10 protein-coding genes and 1 pseudogene are annotated in these 20,762 nt (G+C 34.5%); 6 read left to right on the top strand and 5 right to left on the bottom strand.

Features of this window, described 5'->3' with window-relative positions; translation table 11 throughout:
* Positions 1-270 precede the first annotated feature (270 nt).
* Positions 271-2,358: a glycogen debranching protein GlgX gene (glgX, locus tag P3F56_RS02645; RefSeq protein WP_281153259.1), complete on the top strand. Its 2,088-nt coding sequence runs from the start codon at positions 271-273 to the stop codon at positions 2,356-2,358.
* A gap of 1,829 nt (positions 2,359-4,187) precedes the next feature.
* On the opposite strand, the gene P3F56_RS02640 is transcribed toward glgX, so the two are convergent.
* Complete coding sequence (locus P3F56_RS02640; RefSeq protein ID WP_281153258.1) at positions 4,188-6,704, bottom strand: DNA gyrase/topoisomerase IV subunit A; 2,517 nt, start codon at positions 6,702-6,704, stop codon at positions 4,188-4,190.
* Between the two features lie 344 nt (positions 6,705-7,048).
* Here P3F56_RS02640 and P3F56_RS02635 point away from each other — a divergent pair.
* The 3 genes and pseudogenes from P3F56_RS02635 to P3F56_RS02625 form a co-directional block, all read left to right on the top strand.
* Positions 7,049-7,232 (top strand): annotated as a pseudogene (locus P3F56_RS02635) (response regulator); the annotation flags it as partial.
* Positions 7,233-7,807: 575 nt separating this feature from the next.
* Positions 7,808-8,956, top strand: coding sequence for a SpoIID/LytB domain-containing protein (locus tag P3F56_RS02630; RefSeq protein ID WP_405054762.1), 1,149 nt, complete (start codon positions 7,808-7,810; stop codon positions 8,954-8,956).
* A 432-nt stretch (positions 8,957-9,388) separates the two neighbouring features.
* Positions 9,389-9,538 carry a hypothetical protein gene (locus P3F56_RS02625; protein ID WP_281153257.1) on the top strand — a complete coding sequence of 50 codons (150 nt, stop codon included), beginning with the start codon at positions 9,389-9,391 and terminating at the stop codon, positions 9,536-9,538.
* 741 nt (positions 9,539-10,279) lie between these two features.
* On the opposite strand, the gene P3F56_RS02620 is transcribed toward P3F56_RS02625, so the two are convergent.
* Complete coding sequence (locus P3F56_RS02620; RefSeq protein ID WP_281153256.1) at positions 10,280-11,668, bottom strand: ferredoxin:protochlorophyllide reductase (ATP-dependent) subunit N; 1,389 nt, start codon at positions 11,666-11,668, stop codon at positions 10,280-10,282.
* Positions 11,669-11,905: 237 nt separating this feature from the next.
* The gene (gene bchL / locus P3F56_RS02615; protein ID WP_281153255.1) at positions 11,906-12,775 is read right to left on the bottom strand and encodes a ferredoxin:protochlorophyllide reductase (ATP-dependent) iron-sulfur ATP-binding protein; all 870 of its coding nucleotides are present in this window, start codon (positions 12,773-12,775) and stop codon (positions 11,906-11,908) included.
* 3,167 nt (positions 12,776-15,942) lie between these two features.
* Between bchL and P3F56_RS02610 the strand changes: the two genes are divergently transcribed.
* Positions 15,943-16,740, top strand: coding sequence for a TlyA family RNA methyltransferase (locus tag P3F56_RS02610; RefSeq protein WP_281153254.1), 798 nt, complete (start codon positions 15,943-15,945; stop codon positions 16,738-16,740).
* Between the two features lie 18 nt (positions 16,741-16,758).
* Here P3F56_RS02610 and mraY read toward each other — a convergent pair whose 3' ends face one another.
* Together mraY and P3F56_RS02600 are read right to left on the bottom strand one after the other, a co-directional pair.
* Positions 16,759-17,856 carry a phospho-N-acetylmuramoyl-pentapeptide-transferase gene (mraY, locus tag P3F56_RS02605; protein WP_281153253.1) on the bottom strand — a complete coding sequence of 366 codons (1,098 nt, stop codon included), beginning with the start codon at positions 17,854-17,856 and terminating at the stop codon, positions 16,759-16,761.
* 69 nt (positions 17,857-17,925) lie between these two features.
* The gene (locus P3F56_RS02600; RefSeq protein WP_281153252.1) at positions 17,926-18,159 is read right to left on the bottom strand and encodes a DUF3134 domain-containing protein; all 234 of its coding nucleotides are present in this window, start codon (positions 18,157-18,159) and stop codon (positions 17,926-17,928) included.
* 876 nt (positions 18,160-19,035) lie between these two features.
* Between P3F56_RS02600 and P3F56_RS02595 the strand changes: the two genes are divergently transcribed.
* Positions 19,036-20,250, top strand: coding sequence for a M20 metallopeptidase family protein (locus tag P3F56_RS02595; protein WP_281153251.1), 1,215 nt, complete (start codon positions 19,036-19,038; stop codon positions 20,248-20,250).
* Positions 20,251-20,762: the final 512 nt, after the last annotated feature.

Below are 20,762 nucleotides of genomic sequence, written 5' to 3'. Positions count from 1 at the left end.
TAGACATCATGATTTACAGTAGATCAAAATAGATTATATGATTAGCAGTTATCTAAGTTTAATTAGTATCCTAATACTTGTACTTTTCGATAAAAACTAGTTTGATAAAAACTGGTTTTTCCTATTATTTTGTAATTGTTACCGATGATATCTAAACTGTTTTGCTCATCGATCTAAAAAAATACTAAACAAAAAAGTAATTACCTGTAAACCTAAGATAGACTTCCAATTGTAAGTAACTTCTGCAACGTCTGAAATATAAATTGCACCATGACCCTCAATACCCGACCTGGCGAAAGTTACCCTCTTGGTGCTACCGTTTATCCAGATGGTGTTAATTTCTGTCTTTTTTCCAAACACGCCACAATTGTTGAATTGCTTCTCTTTAAGAAAGAGAATGCTCCTCAGCCCTCACATATCCTACTTTTAGAACGACAAACAAACCGTACCCACTACTATTGGCATATTTTCGTAGCTGGGTTAACAGCTGGACAAGTTTACGCTTATCGAGTTCATGGTCCATTTGAACCGGACAGTGGTCATCGGTTTGATGCGAATAAAGTTCTTTTAGATCCTTATGGTAAAGCCATTGTCGGGTCTTCCATCTACAATCGTAATGCTGCTTTCCAACCGGGAGATAATTGTGCCCAAGCTTTACGGAATGTTGTTATTGACAACAGCAATTATGACTGGGAAGATGATTACCCTTTACGCATTCCCTATTCTCAAAGTATTATTTATGAAATGCACGTGGGAGGATTTACCCGTCATCCCAATTCTGGCGTAGAACCTTATAAACAAGGAACTTATGCTGGATTAATTGAAAAAATACCCTACCTCAAAAATTTAGGCATTACGGCGGTTGAATTATTACCAATTCACTATTTTGATTCTGAAGATGCCAGGCCTGGACTAATAAATTATTGGGGTTATAGTACCATTAATTTTTTTACTCCTCACCGCATCTATAGTTCTGACAAAAGTTCTCTGGGACCTCTTCACGAGTTTCGAGATATGGTCAAAGCATTACATAAAGCAGGAATCGAAGTAATTTTAGATGTAGTCTTTAACCATACTGCAGAAGGGGACGAACGAGGACCGACCCTTTGTTTTCGGGGGATAGATAATGCAACTTATTACATTCTAGAAGCTGATAATTTGGCCCATTATAAAAACTATAGCGGTTGTGGTAATACTTTTAGGGGGAATCATCCCATTGTTGCCCGTTTAATTTTAGACTCTCTGCGCTACTGGGTATCAGAAATGCATGTTGATGGATTTCGCTTTGACTTGGCTTCAATTTTGACTAGGGATGCTAGTGGGACTCCCATTAAAGATCGCCAGGCATTAGATTTATTATGGGTAGTAGAATCTGATCCTGTCTTAGCGGGAACTAAACTTATTGCTGAAGCGTGGGATGCTGCCGGACTCTATGATGTAGGTCGATTTGTAGAATTAGCGGACTGGTTCGCCGAGTGGAATGGACCATTTCGAGATGATATTCGTCGCTTTGTAAAAGGAGATTTAGGGATAGTTCCTCGTCTAGCAGCAAGAATTCTGGGCAGTCCTGATATTTATCACCGCATGGATATAGATATCAATCGTAGCATTAACTTTGTTACCTGTCACGATGGCTTTAGTCTTAATGACTTGGTTTCCTATAATGAAAAGCATAATGAAGCCAATGGGGAAAATAACTGCGATGGATGCAATGATAACTTTAGTTGGAATTGTGGAGTAGAAGGGGAGACCAATAATTCTAGAATTAATGCCTTACGGGCAAAACAAATTAAAAATTTTCTGACCATTCTGTTTATTTCCCAGGGAACCCCAATGATTTTGATGGGGGACGAGGTGAGTCGAACTCGGAAAGGAAATAATAATGTTTATTGCCAGGATAACGAATTGAGCTGGTTTGATTGGGACGATGTGGATCGACAATTTGATTTATGGTGTTTTGTTAGAAAATTAATTCACTTTACCCAAGGGTTAGAATTATTCCGTCAAGAACAACGTTTAGAAGTCAGTTATGTTAATCTTCATCATCCTCAGATTAGTTGGCATGGAACTGAATTAAGACACCCTGACTGGTCATACCATTCGCGTTGTTTGGCTTTTAGTATACGCCACCCCGATGCGGATGAACATTTGTACGTAATGCTGAATGCTTATTGGAAATCCCTGAAATTCGAATTGCCCGCTTTAGATCACGGAGACTGTTGGCATCGTATCATTGACACAGCGTTACCTTTATCTGATAGTTTCTGCGAATTGGATGCAGCTTATCCTGTTAAAACTAACAGCTATCATGTTCGAGGGCGATCCTCTGTGGTTTTGATGGTTAAAGCTATACTTTAGGAAAAGTTGATTGTCTTTGAAGGTTACTACTGATGAATGATGACTAGAGTTTCAACTGATGTCCACTTCAAGAGTTCTTGAGCAGCTTCCATTAGCAGATTTATACAATTGTGACTTATATAAGTGCCACCCATATAACCAACAACTTCACGAACGGGATTACATCGATAGTAATACATCATATGGGGAGCATTGGGAATGTCATAATCTACTATCGGTATTCTGTCTTGGGGGAGTTTTCTAGAAAAAGTAAATATTTACTTTTTTATTGTGGTTGTTAGTGTGTAGGTAAAAATAATCATTGTACAACTTGAAATTTCTACCTGCGTTAGTTTGATTAAATTTTAAAACGCAGTATACGATGAGGTTAACGATTAGTCAAAAATTATCTGAGATAGTAACTGCCAGTAATCAAGACTAAAACAGTTTTTATAAAACAGTAGAAGGCCGGGCTAGATTACCTTTTTATTCTCAATTGAGAGAAAATATTTGAGATAAATAGGAATAAGCAATCGGTCGGACAAAAAAGTTAACAAAATAATTATAAACATTTAGATTGTTCAAATATTTAATTTAGAAGGTGTATTAAAGTCGATTTAATTAAAGAACGTTTACAAAGTAAAAATTTATCAATTAATTTCAATATTTTTTTCGTAATCTAGGCAACTACTTAATTTGTTAACTCAATTAACCTAACAAATTAAGTAGTGTTAAAAAACAGAACATATGTCTGGATTCAAAAGATATTTTTTGCCTAAAAAATCTAAAAAATATACTTGTTTTAAAAAAATAAATTCTATTTAAAAAATGAAATTATTTTTTTAAAACAACGAAGAAAAAACAAATTTTTTATAATTTATAAACGACTTTAACTATTAATTAACTAATTAAAATCGATACTAGTATGATGAATATGAACATAAAGGAAAGTAACTTTTATATATATAAAAATACAAGAAAGAAACTAAAGAGAATATAAGCAGTTAGAAAAAATTAAATATTTTGTCGGAGTTAAAGACCAAAATATAGAATAGTAGAATCTATTGAACAAGAAAAATTTATTAAAAATTTACTTTTAAAATTTACAAAAATCGAAAAAAATATCTAAAAGACAAAATATATATATGGTCTTTTGAAGGATTTAGAGTGCGATTAAAGCCGATCAGAACAAAAGTTTATCCTCCCTATTGGAGAAAAACAAATTGCTATAGTAAGCCAGAGCGATTAAAAGAAGAAATTTAAAATTTAACTTATTATCATTAGTCAAGTTTTTTAAAAATTCTGAGTAATCTATCATCTTAGACCTTGAGTAAACTCATTCATGAGTTTACTCAAGGTCATCTGTGTTTTCTGGAGTTAACTTAAAAACTAACAACTTAGCACTGTCGTTATGATTAGTAGTTTAAATTATTATGCTATCCCACATAATTTTGGTCTACTTAACTAAGTGTTCAAAAACTGGGTAGTTTTACTGTAAGCCTAGTAGCGAACTCCTATAGAAGTAGGATACTTCTATAGGAGTTCTTGTTATTTTTTCTTTGTCAATTAATAATAAATAACATATTAACATCCTTACTTAGGATATAAGTTCTACAAAATAATCGTAGTTGACCGGATTAGGAAATGCTTTCCCTAAACTTAAATTGAACTCACGTTAGCAAAGTTCACTCTCTTGGCAGCCTGGTACAAACTGCATAATCAACTATTAGAGTGGGTTACGTCACAGAGAAAAACTTCTCTCAACAATAAAGCCTTTACCTAACTTATCTTACAAAACACAAAATTTTTCTGTTACCACATTGAGTACAGCAGTGCGACAAGGGATTAAGTCAACTTAATACATTAATAATTATTTCCTCTGATTGAAGTTTGACTAACCTATCCCCTGTGCCATCTTTACCCAAAAATGGAATCGAACTAATTGGCACGACTAAAGAACGGTTTTGATTGGTGAGTAATGTAATTTCTCCTTCGTCTTTAGCCAATATCATTCTCCCTAAACCATCTGTTTTACTTTTGAATTGTAGACATTGATGACCAATATCCCCCAACTTTCCCGCTCTGATGTCTTTTAAAGACAAGCGTTTACCATAACCAAGACTTGAAATTAAGAGAATATCTTTCTCTAAATTCAGAGTAACACAACCAACTATGGTTTCTCCATAACGGAATTTTAACGCCTGATTTCCTTGAGCATTTCGTCCCATTACGCCAATCATCTCATCAGTAACTGAGAGACGTAATACACGTCCTCCTGAAGTAGCAATCACTACTTCTTGCCCTTCTTGAGTAGGACAAGCATAGTCAAGACGATCACCGTCCTTAAGTTTCACCAACACTAATCCTCGATTGGTTAGACTGGCCAATTGGGACATTGCAATACGTTTAATACGTCCGAGTTTGGTTAATAATAATAAATCTTGACTTTCCAACTGCTGAGGTAGAAAACCTGAATAAATAATCCGATTTACATTTCGTTGCGTTCCTTTTGCTAAAAGACTCAACAGAGAAATTGATTGAATCGTAACAGGAGGAATTTCCGATACGGTGATAGGATAAGCTTTACTGGCATCGGTAATTACTATTAACTCGGTTTTTTGTCCAATGGTTTCAGAATAAACAAGGTGATTGAGTCCTTTAATTTTAGGCAATCGCCAAGCTGCTTCACTACTATGGGTAATCTCTAAGATTGCATCTTCAGGGGGTTTTTGAAAAGAAAAGAGGGTTAATGGTTGGGGTAACTCCGAAGATTGTGATTTTCTTTCCGAATTATTCTCTTGTTTAGAGAAAGATGATTTGGGTTTAGAATCACTTTTTGTTGATTTAGCTTTCGTGTCTTTGGTGGGAGTAACCATTTTAGTGCGACGAGGATCACCAAAATTACGTTTTAGTGATCGTAGATCTTTCTTAAGAGTTTTTAACAGTTCATGACGGTCATTTAATAGAGTTTGTAATTTATTAATACGAGTTTGTAATTCATGATATTCGGCCTGTAATTTTTCCTGTTCTAACCCTGTTAGACGACGCATTGGCATTGCCAAAATAGCGTTAGCTTGAGCATCACTAATTTCTAATTTCTTTTGAAACCTAAATTTAGCAGTAGTTCCATCGGCAGCATTTCGTAGAATGTCAATCACCTGATCAAGATTATTGAGGGCTATTAACAACCCCTCCAATAAGTGGACACGGTTTTGTGCTTCTTTCAACTCATGGCCATATTGCCGTGTTAGAGTTTGTTCTCGAAATTTTAAGAATTCTTCTAATAACTGACGTAAAGAAAGCTGGCATGGTTTATTATCCACTAAAGCTAATGAAATCATTCCAAAATTACTCTGTAGAGCAGTTTTTTTATAAAGTCCTTTCAAGACAGTGTTGGAGTTAGCATCTCGTTTTAATTCAATAACAACCCGCATTCCCGTGCGATCACTCTCATCCCGAATATCGGCAATGCCCTCTAGGCTTCCTTGGTTAACCAGATCTGCCATTTTTTCAATCCAACCAGACTTATTGACTTGATAAGGCAATTCTGTGACGATAATAGCAGTGCGTTCTTTGCGTCGTCGTCGTCCTACATTGAGGGTTTCAATACGAGTCACTCCCCGAACAGGAATTATGCCGCGTCCTGTCGCATAAGCTTCCTTCACACCGTTTGTGTTGATAATTTGCCCTCCAGTGGGAAAATCAGGACCAGGAATAATTTTCCATAACTTCTCATCAGAAATATTAGGGTTATCGATCAGAGCAATTAAACCATCAACTAATTCCCCTAAATTGTGGGGGGGGATACTTGTCGCCATCCCCACAGCAATTCCGGTACACCCATTGAGGAGTAAAATGGGAAGTTGAGCTGGTAAAACAACGGGTTCTTGTTGAGAATTATCGAAATTATTGGTAAAATCAACAGTTGAATCACTGATATCGTTCAACATCCCGCGCTCAGCAATGGCGGCCAGTCGTGTTTCCGTGTAGCGCATTGCCGCGGGAGGATCATTATCCACTGACCCAAAGTTTCCGTGACCTGATAGGAGAGGATAACGACTCGAAAAATCTTGTACCATCCGCACCAGGGCATCATATACGGCTTGATCACCATGAGGATGATATTTTCCTAACACGTCTCCAACTACCCTAGCGCATTTACGAAAAGGGCGATCTGGGGTTAATCCCAATTCATACATTGCATAGAGGATCCGCCGATGGACGGGCTTAAGTCCATCACGAACATCAGGTAAAGCCCGCCCGACAATAACGCTCATGGCATATTCAAGATAAGAGCGTTGCATTTCTGTATGCAATGCGGTTGGGATAATTTGACCCGTCCGTAATACGTTTAGCTGTCTTGTCATTGAAGTTTCTTGATAAGAATGTTCTGTCGGTTTACAATAAGAGCCCTTAAATTTAACTTAACTTGATCACTAAGCAACTTGTGGATAAATTGCATCGAATGTAGGCTGACCATTAGCAATTCGCGTTGATTATTAAGATATTACCCAAAAACTTGAATCCCCTCCTAATTTAGAGCTAGGGGGTTAGTCCGGCAGGGCTTATTTAACGTAGTTTGTGGGAGTTGATTTCCAATCAGATATCAAGTTGATAGAGTCATTCCTGTTTCTTGGAGCAGCTCGATAGTCTCTTTAATCTTACCCAAATCACTAAAAATCAGTAATCTATCTTTATGCCTTTGGGGTCTATGACAAGCATTCTGATCGTAGAAGACGATCCCCTTAACTTTCGCGTGTCCTCTAAAACTCTCACCAAACGTGGTGAGTTGGATGTCAAAGGAATAGAGAATGTCAAGGAAATAATTAAGAATAGTTAAAGAGAGAGAAGTTGACATGAGCTCAATGGATGTTTTCCTATTCTATAGTGTTTATCTCTCTATCCCATCTAGCGCCTGTTCTATTAAAAATAGGCACTAGATGGGATAGATTTGCAATTATTCGGCGTCTTAAAGCTAAGTCTTTCACTGGAAAGTTGCCTGTTTTTCTGATATAAGGCTCATACAAACAAAGGACTCTATTTAAGAGTTGCTATTAAGAAAGGCGTTGGTATTCTAAAAGTGGGTATTTCTACTCCTGCTTTAGTCCGCGATGGGGCAAACTGCAAATTAGGAGAATTGACTTCAGTTTAGAGGCTTTTGCTTTGAAACCTCATCGTAGTGGAATGAATTCCATTGATTGGAATTCCAATTAAATTGTCGTTGAACCTACCAAAGACGGCTTTATTTTAGAATGGTGATCGTTGGTATTGAGGCAAAGTATCACTAATTAGTCAAGAAAATGGCATAAAAATAGTTAATTTAGTTTGTTTACAGTAATTTATGTACAGAGTTAAACTTATTTACGCTATCTATCCGAAGTTTTCTCAGTATGTGTAATCACCTCTCAAATCTCTTGAATTTTGCGATAAGATTTTTATATTTGTGGATGTGTGTGAGGAAAACAAGTAAATGTCACAAAACCATGATTTATATTCTAGAGTCTGGACATTCAAACTCTCACAGATTTTGTTGGGACGCTATAGCTGGTTAATAGGATTAATTTGGATGATTTTGAGTCTTCCAGCTCAAGGAGCTACTGAATTAAGAGTTGCTATTGAAAAAGGTGTTGGTACCCTCAAGGTGGGAAGTTCTACCCCTGCTCTAGTCCGCGATGGATCAGGACGTAAATTGGGAGAATTGACTCATTTAGAGGCTTTTATCGTGAAACCTCATCATAGTGGAGTGAATCTCGATCAATGGAATTCTAGTCAAATTATCATTGAACCTACTAAAAACGGCTCTATTTGGATCGGTGATCGCTGGTATCGGGGCAAGGTACGATTAATTCGTCAGGGACATGGCGTAACGGCAGTTAATTTGGTCGATTTAGAGGAATATCTTTACAGTGTGGTGGGGTCAGAAGCTTATCCAACCTGGCCCATAGAAGCCCTCAAATCTCAAGCTGTGGTTGCCCGCACCTATGCTCTCTACAAAAGTTCTAAGGCAGAAAATCGTTACTACGATCTTGACACAACCACTAAAACTCAAGTGTATAAGGGGTTAGAAACAGAATTCGTCACGACTCATGAAGCGGTTAATGGAACAGCCGGTCAGGTATTAACCCACAATGGCAAGGTCATCTTGGCAGCCTTCCATTCTTCGTCTGGAGGTCATACCGAAAATGTTGAAGATGTCTGGAGTTCTCCTCTACCTTATCTGCGTGGTGTAGTGGACTACGATCAACTTGCCCCCGTTTTCCAATGGCGTAAGTCTTTTAGTGCTAGTCAAATGGGACGACTCATCGGCGGTATAGGAGCAGTACGATCACTAATTCCCCAACGAACGACCCCTCATGGACGCATTATTACCCTGAAAGTAGTAGGAACTCGCGGTTCTAAAAACATTACTGATGACAATTTACGAAAAGCTCTCGATCTTAAAAGTACCTTATTTACTGTTTCTGCCAATGATGAAACATTTCAAATTGATGGTAGGGGTTATGGGCACGGTATTGGTCTGAGTCAATGGGGCAGTCATTACCTAGCAGAACAAGGTATCTCCTATGACCAAATTGTCAGCCATTACTATCAAAATGCACGGTTAACGACCTTAAATTAAAGTTTGGTCAGTGTGGTGATATTCATCAAGTGAGCAAGGTTAATTAATCGTTTAATTCTATAAAAATTAGACCTTAGCTCACTTTTTAGTTAGTCAAAGTAAGATTATTTGATAATCAACTGTATCTCTATCTAATAGAGATATAAAGTCATTCGAATATTATCGATATGGTTATTAGACTCTTTTTAGTATGATTTTTATTTACTTGGTGTTTTATTCTGTTGTTTTCTTTGATGGGAATTATTCTTTGAGATAATATTGTGGCGATAACCCTACTTACCATATTTTTATGACTGTAAAATCTGTATGGGAGAACAAAGAAGACTAACAGAGATAATTACACGTTGCTAGGCATTGGGGTTGCTACTCGACTAGATAAGTATTACTATAACTGTTTTCGTTGACAATATCCAAATTCTTTCTTATAAAATTGTGGCTGGTAATTTAGTTATCCTTTCTTATCCCGAAAGAATTGAGACATGGCTATTAATTAGTAAGTCAGTAGATGAGGTTTGGCAAGTAGCATTGGTTAATTTGACAGCTATCTTAGCTCAATTTGAACTTCAACTAGAGCGATACTAAGTAAGTAGCTCTATTTTACTAGAGGTAAAAAATAAACCATTGTATATCTCTATATTTAAGTATTCAGAGTTTAATTTATATTGCCTTAATTGGTACTTCTTAAAAGTAACTTTTTTGGACAATACTTTGTCTAGCTATTTTGTCCAAGTTGTTTAACTTTTAAAATATATGTATGACGAGTAGATGAGCTCTTACTTTGTGCTCTTTTACTTGTATTAAATCTAGTTAAAAACCACAACTTTATAGAAAAAATACAACTTTTATCCAAAAAATGTTTCAGTTTTACTTTAACTAAAGTACTTATATATACTTAGTTATTATTAATAATAATCGCTGTATTTATTCCTTTCTATTTACAGTGTTTTTAGCTTTTTTTCCTGTAGAGCATGGATAAATTATCGTAATTGAGTTGATTCCTTCTTATTTTTAATTTAGTTAAATTTACTTACTTATTAACAATTTTTTAGAAGATATAAAAATATTAAGCTCTTCCGGCCCAGCAATAATTAAGATTGCCGTAAATAAAAGCTAAAAGTCTCGCTTTACAAGCTTCCCAAAATCCTATCAAATTGAGCTTGATAGCAATCAAGTTTTTGGCGTTATAAAATACACTCAGGATAAAAATCTTAGAACTTATCATCTACCGATTAATCATGCTTATTTTAGAATAGTCACATATTATTGCTGATTATCAACACTACATAACCTGTAGGACTGGCAATGCTCACCCCACAATTAAAACTAAATGTTAGCCTCTTCTTTGACTAATTTTTCCCAGCCTAATTCTTCTAGGTTATTATTGCGACGTAGAGGACGGGTGACTAATTCTAGAATATCCTGTGCATTAGTAAATCCATGAATTTGAGCAAAAGTGAATTCAACGGACCATTTCGTATTAATTCCTCTTGCTTCTAAGGGATTAGCGTGTGCCATTCCCGTAATAACTAAATCAGGTTTTAACTCATAAATGCGTTTAATCTGATTATAATTATCGGGTTTTTCAACAATTTTAGGAACAGGAACCCCCATGTTTTGACAAGTTTTTTCAAGCAAATCTAATTCGGCTTTTTGATACCGCTTATCCATATAAGGAATTCCAATTTCAGGACAAGTCATCCTGCAACGAATTAGAAAACGTGCCAAAGAAATCTCTAATAAATTGTCTCCCATAAAGAAGACAGACTTACCACGAATTAATTTGATATAATCCTCTAAACTCTCCCAAATTTTCGCTTCACGTTCCTCTAAACCCTTGGTTTCAATATTGAATACTGAGCAAATCTTCTCAATCCAAGCGCGGGTTCCATCAGGGCCAATAGGAAAGGGCGCACCAATTAATTTACACTTACGGCGGCGCATCAAAGTTGTTGCAGTACGTGATAAAAATGGACTAACCCCACTAACATAATATCCCTCATTAATCACCGGTAATTCTGTATAACGTTTAGAGGGTAACCAACCGGAAATTCTGACCCCTTGTTTCTTCAATTCTAGGGTTAAATTGGTAACAACTGGATCAGGAAGAGAACCAAATAAAACTAAAGAAGGATGATCTATATATTCCAAATTCTCTTGCGTTAAATTCTTTTTCTTTTGTCTAAAATTAAGCAGTTTATGGATAGCATTACGTTTCTCTTTTTCTTTCTCTTTGGGACACTTATGTGCCATTGCTGCTAAGACTGTATCTTCCCCCTGGGTGAAGGCATAATCCAAGCCATTTGCGCGCGCAGTTACAATCGGAATACCGATTTCTTCTTCTAATTTAGGTGCTAACCCTTCCAAGTCCATTTTTATAATTTCGGTTGTACAAGTGCCAATCCAAACAATAACACTAGGGTTTCGATCACGTTTTATTTGTAAACACAATCTTTTTAGTTCTTCATAATCTTTTAATTGGGCGGTAATATCTCCTTCTTCCAACTCTGCCATTGCATAACGTGGTTCTGTAAAAATCATTACCCCCATGGCATTTTGTAGAAAGTAACCACAGGTTTTAGTTCCAATAACTAAAAAGAAACTATCCTCAATTTTTTGGTATAGCCAAGCTACGCAACTAATGGGACAAAAGGTATGATAATTCCCAGTTTCACAGTCAAATTGTAAGGCAGTAGGTTGGTTTGTAGCAGTCATAATTTACAGTTTTCTTGGTTGAATTTTTTGTCTGATTTATTCTAGTTTTTTAGTTGCCAATGGTAATCATGAAAATAATTTTATTTTTTTTGCTCTTTTTTTGATTTTTTTAGTCAGGACTAAAATCTAACTTCAGAACTTAAATCTTCATTTTTAGATCAATTTTTTTGCAAATACTAGTTCGTAGATAAGGTCTAAGACCTTATCTAAAATCGTTTTAAAGAGAATGCTAAAAAACTAAACTATCATAAAATCTAACTTTTCTTCTTTACTCTTAGAAGGGGTTTGAGGATTAAGATAGAAATCAGATAAAAGAGTAAACAATTCCCGATCTTGAACACTATTCGGAACCACTCCTTCTGGCATTGCTAACAATTGGTCAGCGATATTGAGATAGTAATGACAAATATACTCAAGAGAGGGATTTTTATCTAACATTTCAAACAAAGTTTTACCCTGAACACGAGAAACCCGAATATCCTCAATTAAGGGTAAAACTTCTAACACAGGTATAGGAACTGCTTCGATATATTTATCAATTAAATCACGCTTAGAAGTACGGTTTCCAATTAACCCTGCCAAACGTAAGGTATAAGTCTTTGCTTTTTCTCGAACTGAAGCACCAATGCGGTTAGCAGCAAACAAGGCATCAAAGCTATTATCAGTCACAATTAAACAATAATCTGCATAATTCAACGGTGCAGCAAACCCACCACAAACTACATCACCCAACACATCAAATATGATGACGTCATACTCATCAAATGCATTCAATTCTTTGAGTAATTTAACAGTTTCTCCAACTACGTAACCTCCACAACCTAACCCTGCTGGAGGTCCACCAGCTTCCACGCAGTCGACTCCTGCATAGCCTTTGTAGATGACATCTTTAGGCCAAATGTCTTCGTAGTGAAAGTCTTTTTCTTGCAGGGTATCAATAATAGTAGGAATAAGGAACCCAGTTAGAGTAAAGGTACTGTCGTGCTTAGGATCACAACCAATTTGTAAGACTTTCTTTCCTCGTTTGGCTAATGCTGTAGAAATATTACAGCTTATAGTAGATTTGCCAATACCGCCTTTACCGTAAACCGCGAGTGTCAAAGTCAAAGTTCGTTTTCTCCTTAAGAAATCTCTTAATGGCTGTTTACTTATAGCTGCTTTAACTGGGGATCAACAGCAGCTTTCTTTTGTTAATCTCATTGATCGAATTATGGACTATTTTGCCGAGAAATAAAAGATCAGTTCTAGAGACGTTAGAGTCTTAGAAAGCTTTTTAAAAAGATAAGTAATCTATCATAAATTTATATCGACTAAAAGCCTTAGTATAAAATAATATAAATTTTTATGATTTTTTTTAAAAAAAAGTAAATTAACGAAGTTAATTTCAATTAATTTAAAGAAAAGCTATCGATTTTTAATTAAAAAATATTAAAGCTTAAGTATTAAACTTTAACCTTAATTTTTCACAGATAAGACTTAAGGTTTTAAGAGAAAAAGTCTTTGAAGATGGTTGGGGACCCAAGTCTTTTACAAAAAATCTTCACAGTGTTTATAAATCAGAAGTTCACTTTCACTGATACTTGTAGAAAAAATACTATACATTATGGTTAGAAGATTGATATAATTGTAAAACAATGTAAGCTGATGATATACTGCCGACCTTGTATTAATATCATTATTGTTCTTTGTGCTGCTATAGTTTATGAGTAAATCAACTCGTTCCAAGACTACCTCCGTACTTTATCTTTTCATAATATTGTTACTAATAACATTTACGTTCTATATATTGAGAGGAATAAAGATCCTGAGCTTTTTTCCAGGATGGATAGTGCTGATATTAATAGCTATCTCAACTTTATTAGGTATTTTATATAGCGCACAAAGCAATCGACGCTGAGGATAACAAGTATGATACAATTCTCCTCTTCACCACATTTATAATCAGTTTTATTTTTTGTTCTAAGCAATTATCTCCTTTACATAAACAACTTAAACCTCTCAGAAATTATTTTAAACAAATTGGAAAACCATTAACTAATTTTTATCAATATCTTTTCAAAATAGCTAAGTACCTAAAAAGTAGCGAGATCTCACCTGGTAAAACTTCAGCTTTGCTAGCAAATCTTTTCCTATTTATTTATCTGTCCAAGAAAATTACAAATAAGTTTTTAAAAAACTGCATCAAGTTCTCATACTAGAAGAACTGATAGAAATTAAACTGTAAATTTTATTCTCGTAAGTCTCTCAAATAAAAGAAGATGAATTTCTATATCTTCGTGAAGAAAATAGTATTTTTAGTGTTTTCTAGGAGAAATTTCAACGTGAAGACAAATTTATATAAGAATTAAGTCCTCTTAAAAAAGAAGATAACATAGATTAAATGGGACTTAAAGAGTGAAATTAAGAATATAGCTTAAAGAAATTGAGTCAATTTTTTATAAATATAAACAATATCTAAAGATTTAGATAAAGACTTACAGATAAAAAAACTAAGATATTAAAATAATTAATTTTTTATTAAAAGGACTGAATATAGAAATTATACAAACAAAAAAATTAGAATAAATAGTAAAATATCTTAGAATAAAAGTGCGATTTTTTAAAAAAATAGGAGAAATAAAATTGTAACCTAAAATAGTAACCTTTCTACTATTTATAGATAAAAAAAAGCGATTAATTAGAACATAAAATAAAAATCATTAAACGATAAGATAAAAAACGTAAAAATACTAGTTAAAAATAAAATACTCTGCTAAGTACTCTGTTAGGGTTAAATAAAAGCAAATATTCTTTGCTAAAAAAAATGTTTAAAGAAAAAAAGATAAACTAAATTAGATGTATCAGACGGCATCAGTCTTCTTACAAAGATACTAATTAAATAAAAGAAAAAATCAGAATATTTTTATTAAAAATTAAGACTAAGTATTGGGACTATCGAAATTAGTCAATTTCTGTTTAAAAAATTACTTATCTTTTAGAAAAAGCTGTAAAACAATTAGATTTTTAGTAAAAAAATATTGTCTATTTTAATTAAAAAACAATTAGAATAACAGTAGAAGGTATTAATAATAAATTGAAGTTAATTATAAGGAGAGTCTATGAATTCAGAAATTTTATTAATTTTTGACTACGAAATTTTATTACCCGGTATCTTACTAGTTAATTCTACATTACCAGTTTGCTATAACCATCTTTTAATGTTTACTTAACTAAAAGAAACTCCTCTCCCAACTTAGACTTGATAAACACTCTTAAACGGGAAGATGACATCAATAAATTTAAGTCATTATGTACCAACTATACTAATATAATTTAGGCTCTATCTGTAGCGATTGTATGTCCAGTTTAAAATAGCTAACTTAAATAAGTTTAAGTTAGCTATTTTTTTTAAAAAAGCTGGTATTTTAGATATAAACATACCTAAATAATTATTTTCCATAATTAGAAGAGTAAGCACTATAAAAGTTAACTCGTACTCCAAAAATTATCTTAAAAAAGTAATAAAAACTGAAGGTTTATGTTGTTCTTTAAAAGAACAACATAAACCTAAAATTAATTACAAATTTAGTGAACTCATCACAAAATTAAATTAGAAAAACAATATCTAGATAGATTACTCAAGCAAAAGAAGAATTGTTATATTTTTTGAGAAGTATAAATAAAATAATTTAGAAGGAAGAAAATATAAAATATCTTGTATCTTGAAGAGAGATAGTTGAAAAGAAAAAGAAAGAACTTATAATAGTCAACAATAATCTAAGATTTTGAAAAAAATAGCTATAACTAGAAAAAAATAAAAGTTAGCATAAGAATTGATTCATATTCAAAAGAAAAAGAATCAAAAAAAATAGAAAAATTTTAGATAAGGAGATAAATGAAGCTGAAGAACATGGCAAGGACAAAGAAATAAAGGAAAAGAGTTGTATTTATTTTTTCTACTAATTCGCAGTCCAGTGTGAAAAAATATAATGAAAAGTTTATTTTAGTAAATAAAAACTTATACAATCCTCAAAAGTATGTTTAAATGTGATTTAACTAGAACAGTTGAACAAAGTTCTGCTCAAAAGAGCTGTGCGAAAAAGTATCAATTCAAGCAATATAAATTCAACTCTAATTACTTAAGTATAGATACAAAAAGTAATTTCCCTTTAGGTTACCTTCTTTAGGGTTTATGTATAGCCACCTGCTCAAAAAAACATGTATTTTATAAAATACATGTTTTTTTTTATAATCTAGATAAATAAAATTTTTACAAAAAGTAAAAAATAAAACCTGTGAGTAAACAACGTCTCGATATTTTGTTAGTTGATAAGAACCTGTGTTCTTCACGTCAAGAAGCCCAGGGATTTATTCGAGCTGGAGAAGTTAAAGTACATCAGCAAGTTATTGATAAACCAGGAACAAAAGTCGATATTACAGCTGATATCCAACTACAAGCTAAAGCCCGTTATGTTTCTCGTGGAGGTTTTAAGCTAGAAAAAGCTGTAAACACTTTTAATATAGCTGTATCAGGGCGAATTTGTCTAGATGGCGGCATTTCTACTGGGGGGTTCACCGATTGTTTATTGCAGGCTGGGGCAAAACAGATTTATGGAGTAGATGTAGGTTATGGACAGGTGGCATGGCGTTTACGCCGAGACGAGCGCGTTTTTTTAAAAGAAAGAACTAATTTCCGCTATTTAACCCCCCATAATTTATATGGAGATAGTCCTAAAGCTGACTTAGCGGTAATGGATGTTTCGTTTATCTCTTTGACAAAATTATTAGAACCCTTGTGGAATTTATTAGTGGTTCCCAAAGAAGTTATTTTGTTGGTTAAACCTCAGTTTGAAGTAGGGCGGTCGCGGGTTGGAAAAAAAGGGGTTGTTCGTAACCCCAAAGATCACGCCCAAGCTATTGACCAAGTTCTACAAGCTGCTTGTTCTCTAGGGTGGTACTATCACGGGTTAACGGAATCTCCCATTACCGGACCTGCAGGAAATGTGGAATATTTATTATGGTTGCGTTGCGATCAAGATAAAAAGTCACCTCAGCTTAAAACCCTTGAAGACTTTACCCAATCGATACTCTAGGATAACTTAGTCAATGTACTAGGTTAAAACTACAGCTAACACTGTCAGTCCTGCGTTAACTAGGTAGAATATTCCTACAATTTTAGTTTCAGCCCAACCACTTAATTCTAGATGATGATGCAACGGAGCCATTTTTAACAATCGTTTGCCTTTGCCATCAGGTCCTTTAGTTGCTTTATAGTAGGTAACTTGGGCAATAACTGAGAGAGATTCAACAAAAAAGATACCACTGATGATAAATAATGCCCAAAGATTACCACTAAGAATACCCACTGCCCCAAGGGAACTCCCTAATGCGAGAGAACCTGTATCCCCCATAAAAACCCTAGCAGGGTTGCGGTTGTGTACGACAAACCCTAAACATCCTCCACTCAGACAAGCACAGAAAATCATTAATTCTGAGTTGTCAGGACCCACCAACACCCCTAACCCTAAAAAAGCTAAGGCTCCATTTCCTGCAGCTAAGCCGTCTACCCCGTCAGTGAGGTTAGTCGCATTACTCTCAGCTACTAGGACAAATCCTGCAAGTAACCAAAAGAAAAGTCCTAGATGCAGAATCAGATTGCCAGGAAGGGTAATAGAAGTAATGCTAGATGGTTGACTTTGAAATCCCCAAAAACAAAAACCAATGGCGATTACAATTTGTAGAATAAGTTTCACCCAAGGGCTAATCCCTTTATTGGATTTTTGTCTTAGAATCTGCCAATCATCTATCCAACCAATGCCAAGATAAGCAAGGGTAACGGCTGAAACAGCAATAACAGTCGGCTCAAAGTCTGTCCAGACTAGAGCTACGGTCACTCCAACAGGGATAAAAAAAATTCCCCCCATAGTCGGGGTTCCTGCTTTGGTTAAGTGAGCTTGAGGACCATCTTCTTGGATGACTTGTCCAGTTTTAAGTCGCCGTAGTAGAGGAACGATCCCATAACCAAGAATTGCACTGATAGTGGCGGAGATACCAAGAGGAAACATAAGCATCAGGCTAAAGCGAATGGATTGCCCTGCAAGTTGAGCTAACCCTAAACCTAGAAGGTTTAACAGCACTATCAATAGAATTAATAAAAAGGTCCCTGATGGTTTTGTAAAGAGGGTTGAAGGGGAGAATTTAGCGTCCACAACTACCTTAAATATTAGAATCGAATAACAATCAACACAGATAATATAGCGTTGGGTTGATAGGATAACTTAGTCTTCGTCTAAATCAATATCATCATCATCATCATCATCATAGCTATCATCGACATCCATCAATTCTGAGATTTCCTCATCCTCTTTCAGGAGACTTCTCAAGTCCTCTCGTTCGCGGGGAATCAGACGGTCATTAGCTTTTAACCAATCTAGGATAGAAGAATCGTATTTGACTGGAATCACCACAGCTGGTTCATAACGTGGTTCTTGGCGTAAAGAGGGATTGTACATAGGCTTACTCTTAAAAGTTTACCGAAACACCATTAGAGTGTACCATTGAAATCCTTTTTTGTCTCTATAGCCAAGAAGTTTCAGACTCACAACTAGCGGGTGCTTTCTCCGATTTACAGCATCTATAAAAAAAGCATTATCGCATTATCTTTATTTTAGTCTAGTCATTTTAACAACCTATTTATACCCTTAAACTTAATAAGATTATCACCTTAAAAAAAAATAAATATTTAATTGATTTTTTGTGTTACCTATGCAAAAAGCTATTATACTACATGAGTAGTGAGTAATTTTCAGAGAAATAATATCGTTTAATAGACAAAAAATTGTAGGCTATTTCTTGTCTATTATTTTTTTATTTGTACTAAATTTTCATAGATAACTAACATCTTTAAAGGATTTTTTTTTAAAAAACTATTTTAACTACCTAGATTGTTAATATAATAAATAATTTGTTTTACATCTTTTAATGAGAATAAGTCTTACTTTTTTCTACTAAATTAGATTGGTTTTATCTTTAATTAATTGAACCTTATGCTAGATATAAAAATATTGTGCATTCCTCCCTATATAGTCTTCTGTCTGTATCTTTCCACTATGCTTAAAATTTAATTCGAGACTTGTTTTAATCTGTTAACCCCTACAATATAGTTTTTTTCAGAGAAAATTGTAGTGAGTAAATAGCACTTTTTCGTAAAATCGATACCTTTTTACTAAGTTATAAAGTCCTTAAATTAATTTAATTTGTTTTTTTCTCTCAACTATCCCCTGTTTTTCATTACCTAATTGTTTGGTTTATCATCCTAAATTAGGCAGAATACCCTTTTTGTAGAAAATTAGAATAGAACAGTATGTTTTTTATGTTTGTTACCCCCGATGACTTTATCTAAAATTCCCTCAATACCTAGCATTAATTTTTCTAAAATTCGCTTAGACATTCGTTCCTGTCGATCAAAATTAGTTCAATGGCGCAGACAGTTTCACATTCAACCAGAATTAGGATTTCAAGAACAAGCAACAGGGGCGTTTATTGCCAAAACTCTAACAAAAATAGGTATTCCTCATCAAACAGGTATTGCTAAAACAGGAATTGTCGCCACCATTACCAGTCCCTATCCTGGACCAGTCTTAGCAATTAGGTCTGACATAGATGCTTTACCTATTCAAGAAGAAAGTGAAGTTCCTTATCGTTCTCAAAACAGTGGTATAATGCACGCCTGCGGGCACGATGGGCACATGGCGAGCGCTCTAGGAACGGCTTATTATTTGTGGCACCATCGCCATAATTTTAAAGGAACTGTTAAAATCATTTTCCAACCTGCTGAAGAAAATTCAGGCGGGGCGAAACTGATGATTGATCAAGGAATCCTCAAAAACCCTGATGTAGATGCCATTATTGGATTGCATCTGTGGAATAATTTTCCTTTAGGGACAGTGAGAGTAAGCAGTGGACCGTTGATGGCGGCAGTAGAGTGTTTTCGCCTAGATATTTTTGGAAAGGGTGGGCATGATGGAATGCCTGATCAAACTGTGGACTCTGTGGTAGTTAGTGCCCAAATCGTCAATGCTCTACAAACAATTGTTTCTCGTAGTGTTAACCCTCTTAACTCGGCCGTCGTTACAGTAGGAGAACTTCACGCAGGAACTGGATTAAATGTGATTGCAGATAAGGCTAGAATGAGTGGTACTGTGCGCTATTTTAATCCTAATTTAAAAGGATATTTTGGTAAACGTATCGAAGAGATTGTTGCGGGAATTTGTCAAACCTTTGGTGCGACCTATGAGTTAGATTATTGGTGGTTGTATCCTCCGGTTATTAATGATGAAAAGATGGCAGATCTAGTGCGCTCGGTAGCTATAGATGTTACAGAAACTTACGAAGGAATTATTTCTTCTTGTCAAACTATGGGAGGAGAAGATATGTCTTTCTTTTTACAAGAAATCCCAGGATGTTATTTTTTTTTGGGGTCAGCTAATCAAGATAAAGGATTTACCTATCCTCACCATCATCCTCGTTTTGATTTTGATGAAACAGCATTACTAATAGGAGTTGAAATCTTTGTTAGAGCCGCCGAGAAATTTTGTCAGTAGGAGCAAGAACCAATATTAAGTATAATTTACTAATTTCAACGATTATACAAGGATAAAATAGTTCTAATAGTTTGATTAAGACTATTTAATCCTTGTAAAGACATAACCAAAAGTTTTTCTCTACGTAAGTTTTAGCCACAAACAATAGTTAATATTCAGAAATATAATGTCCCAGAATAACATCAATCTATTCGGTATTTACAAAGCTAAATTTGGCGATATTTAGGCTCTAAATTAGAATCTAATCAGGAAAAAGTGAGTAAATATAGCAGCAGTACTAAAAATAATTAGGATATTTTATTCTCGAGCTCTTTTGCGGCTTACCATTGTCTTTTTCCTAGTACTCAGCACTAAATAGTTGTATATAAATAAGCAGTCCTATATTAATGTGCATCACAAATTTTGAAATAATCGCCATGAACATATATAAAAATATCTTAACAAGGTTAGTCATAAGTATTCTGATTAACTAATATTATTTATTCAAATATTCATAGATAAAAGAAATTTTA

The sequence above is a fragment of the cyanobacterium endosymbiont of Epithemia clementina EcSB genome (assembly GCF_029919255.1).
Classification (GTDB): domain Bacteria; phylum Cyanobacteriota; class Cyanobacteriia; order Cyanobacteriales; family Microcystaceae; genus Rippkaea.
The sequence above is the reverse complement of the archived record's forward strand: the minus strand, read 5'-3'. Positions and strand labels throughout refer to the sequence as shown.

Excerpts from the sequence above, each read along its gene's own strand:
- P3F56_RS02630 (WP_405054762.1), top strand. The coding sequence starts at position 7,808 with ATGTCACAAAACCATGATTTATATTCTAGAGTCTGGACATTCAAACTC.
- P3F56_RS02600 (WP_281153252.1), bottom strand. The coding sequence starts at position 18,159 with ATGTACAATCCCTCTTTACGCCAAGAACCACGTTATGAACCAGCTGTG.
- P3F56_RS02595 (WP_281153251.1), top strand. The coding sequence starts at position 19,036 with ATGACTTTATCTAAAATTCCCTCAATACCTAGCATTAATTTTTCTAAA.
- glgX (WP_281153259.1), top strand. The coding sequence starts at position 271 with ATGACCCTCAATACCCGACCTGGCGAAAGTTACCCTCTTGGTGCTACC.
- P3F56_RS02620 (WP_281153256.1), bottom strand. The coding sequence starts at position 11,668 with ATGACTGCTACAAACCAACCTACTGCCTTACAATTTGACTGTGAAACT.
- P3F56_RS02640 (WP_281153258.1), bottom strand. The coding sequence starts at position 6,704 with ATGACAAGACAGCTAAACGTATTACGGACGGGTCAAATTATCCCAACC.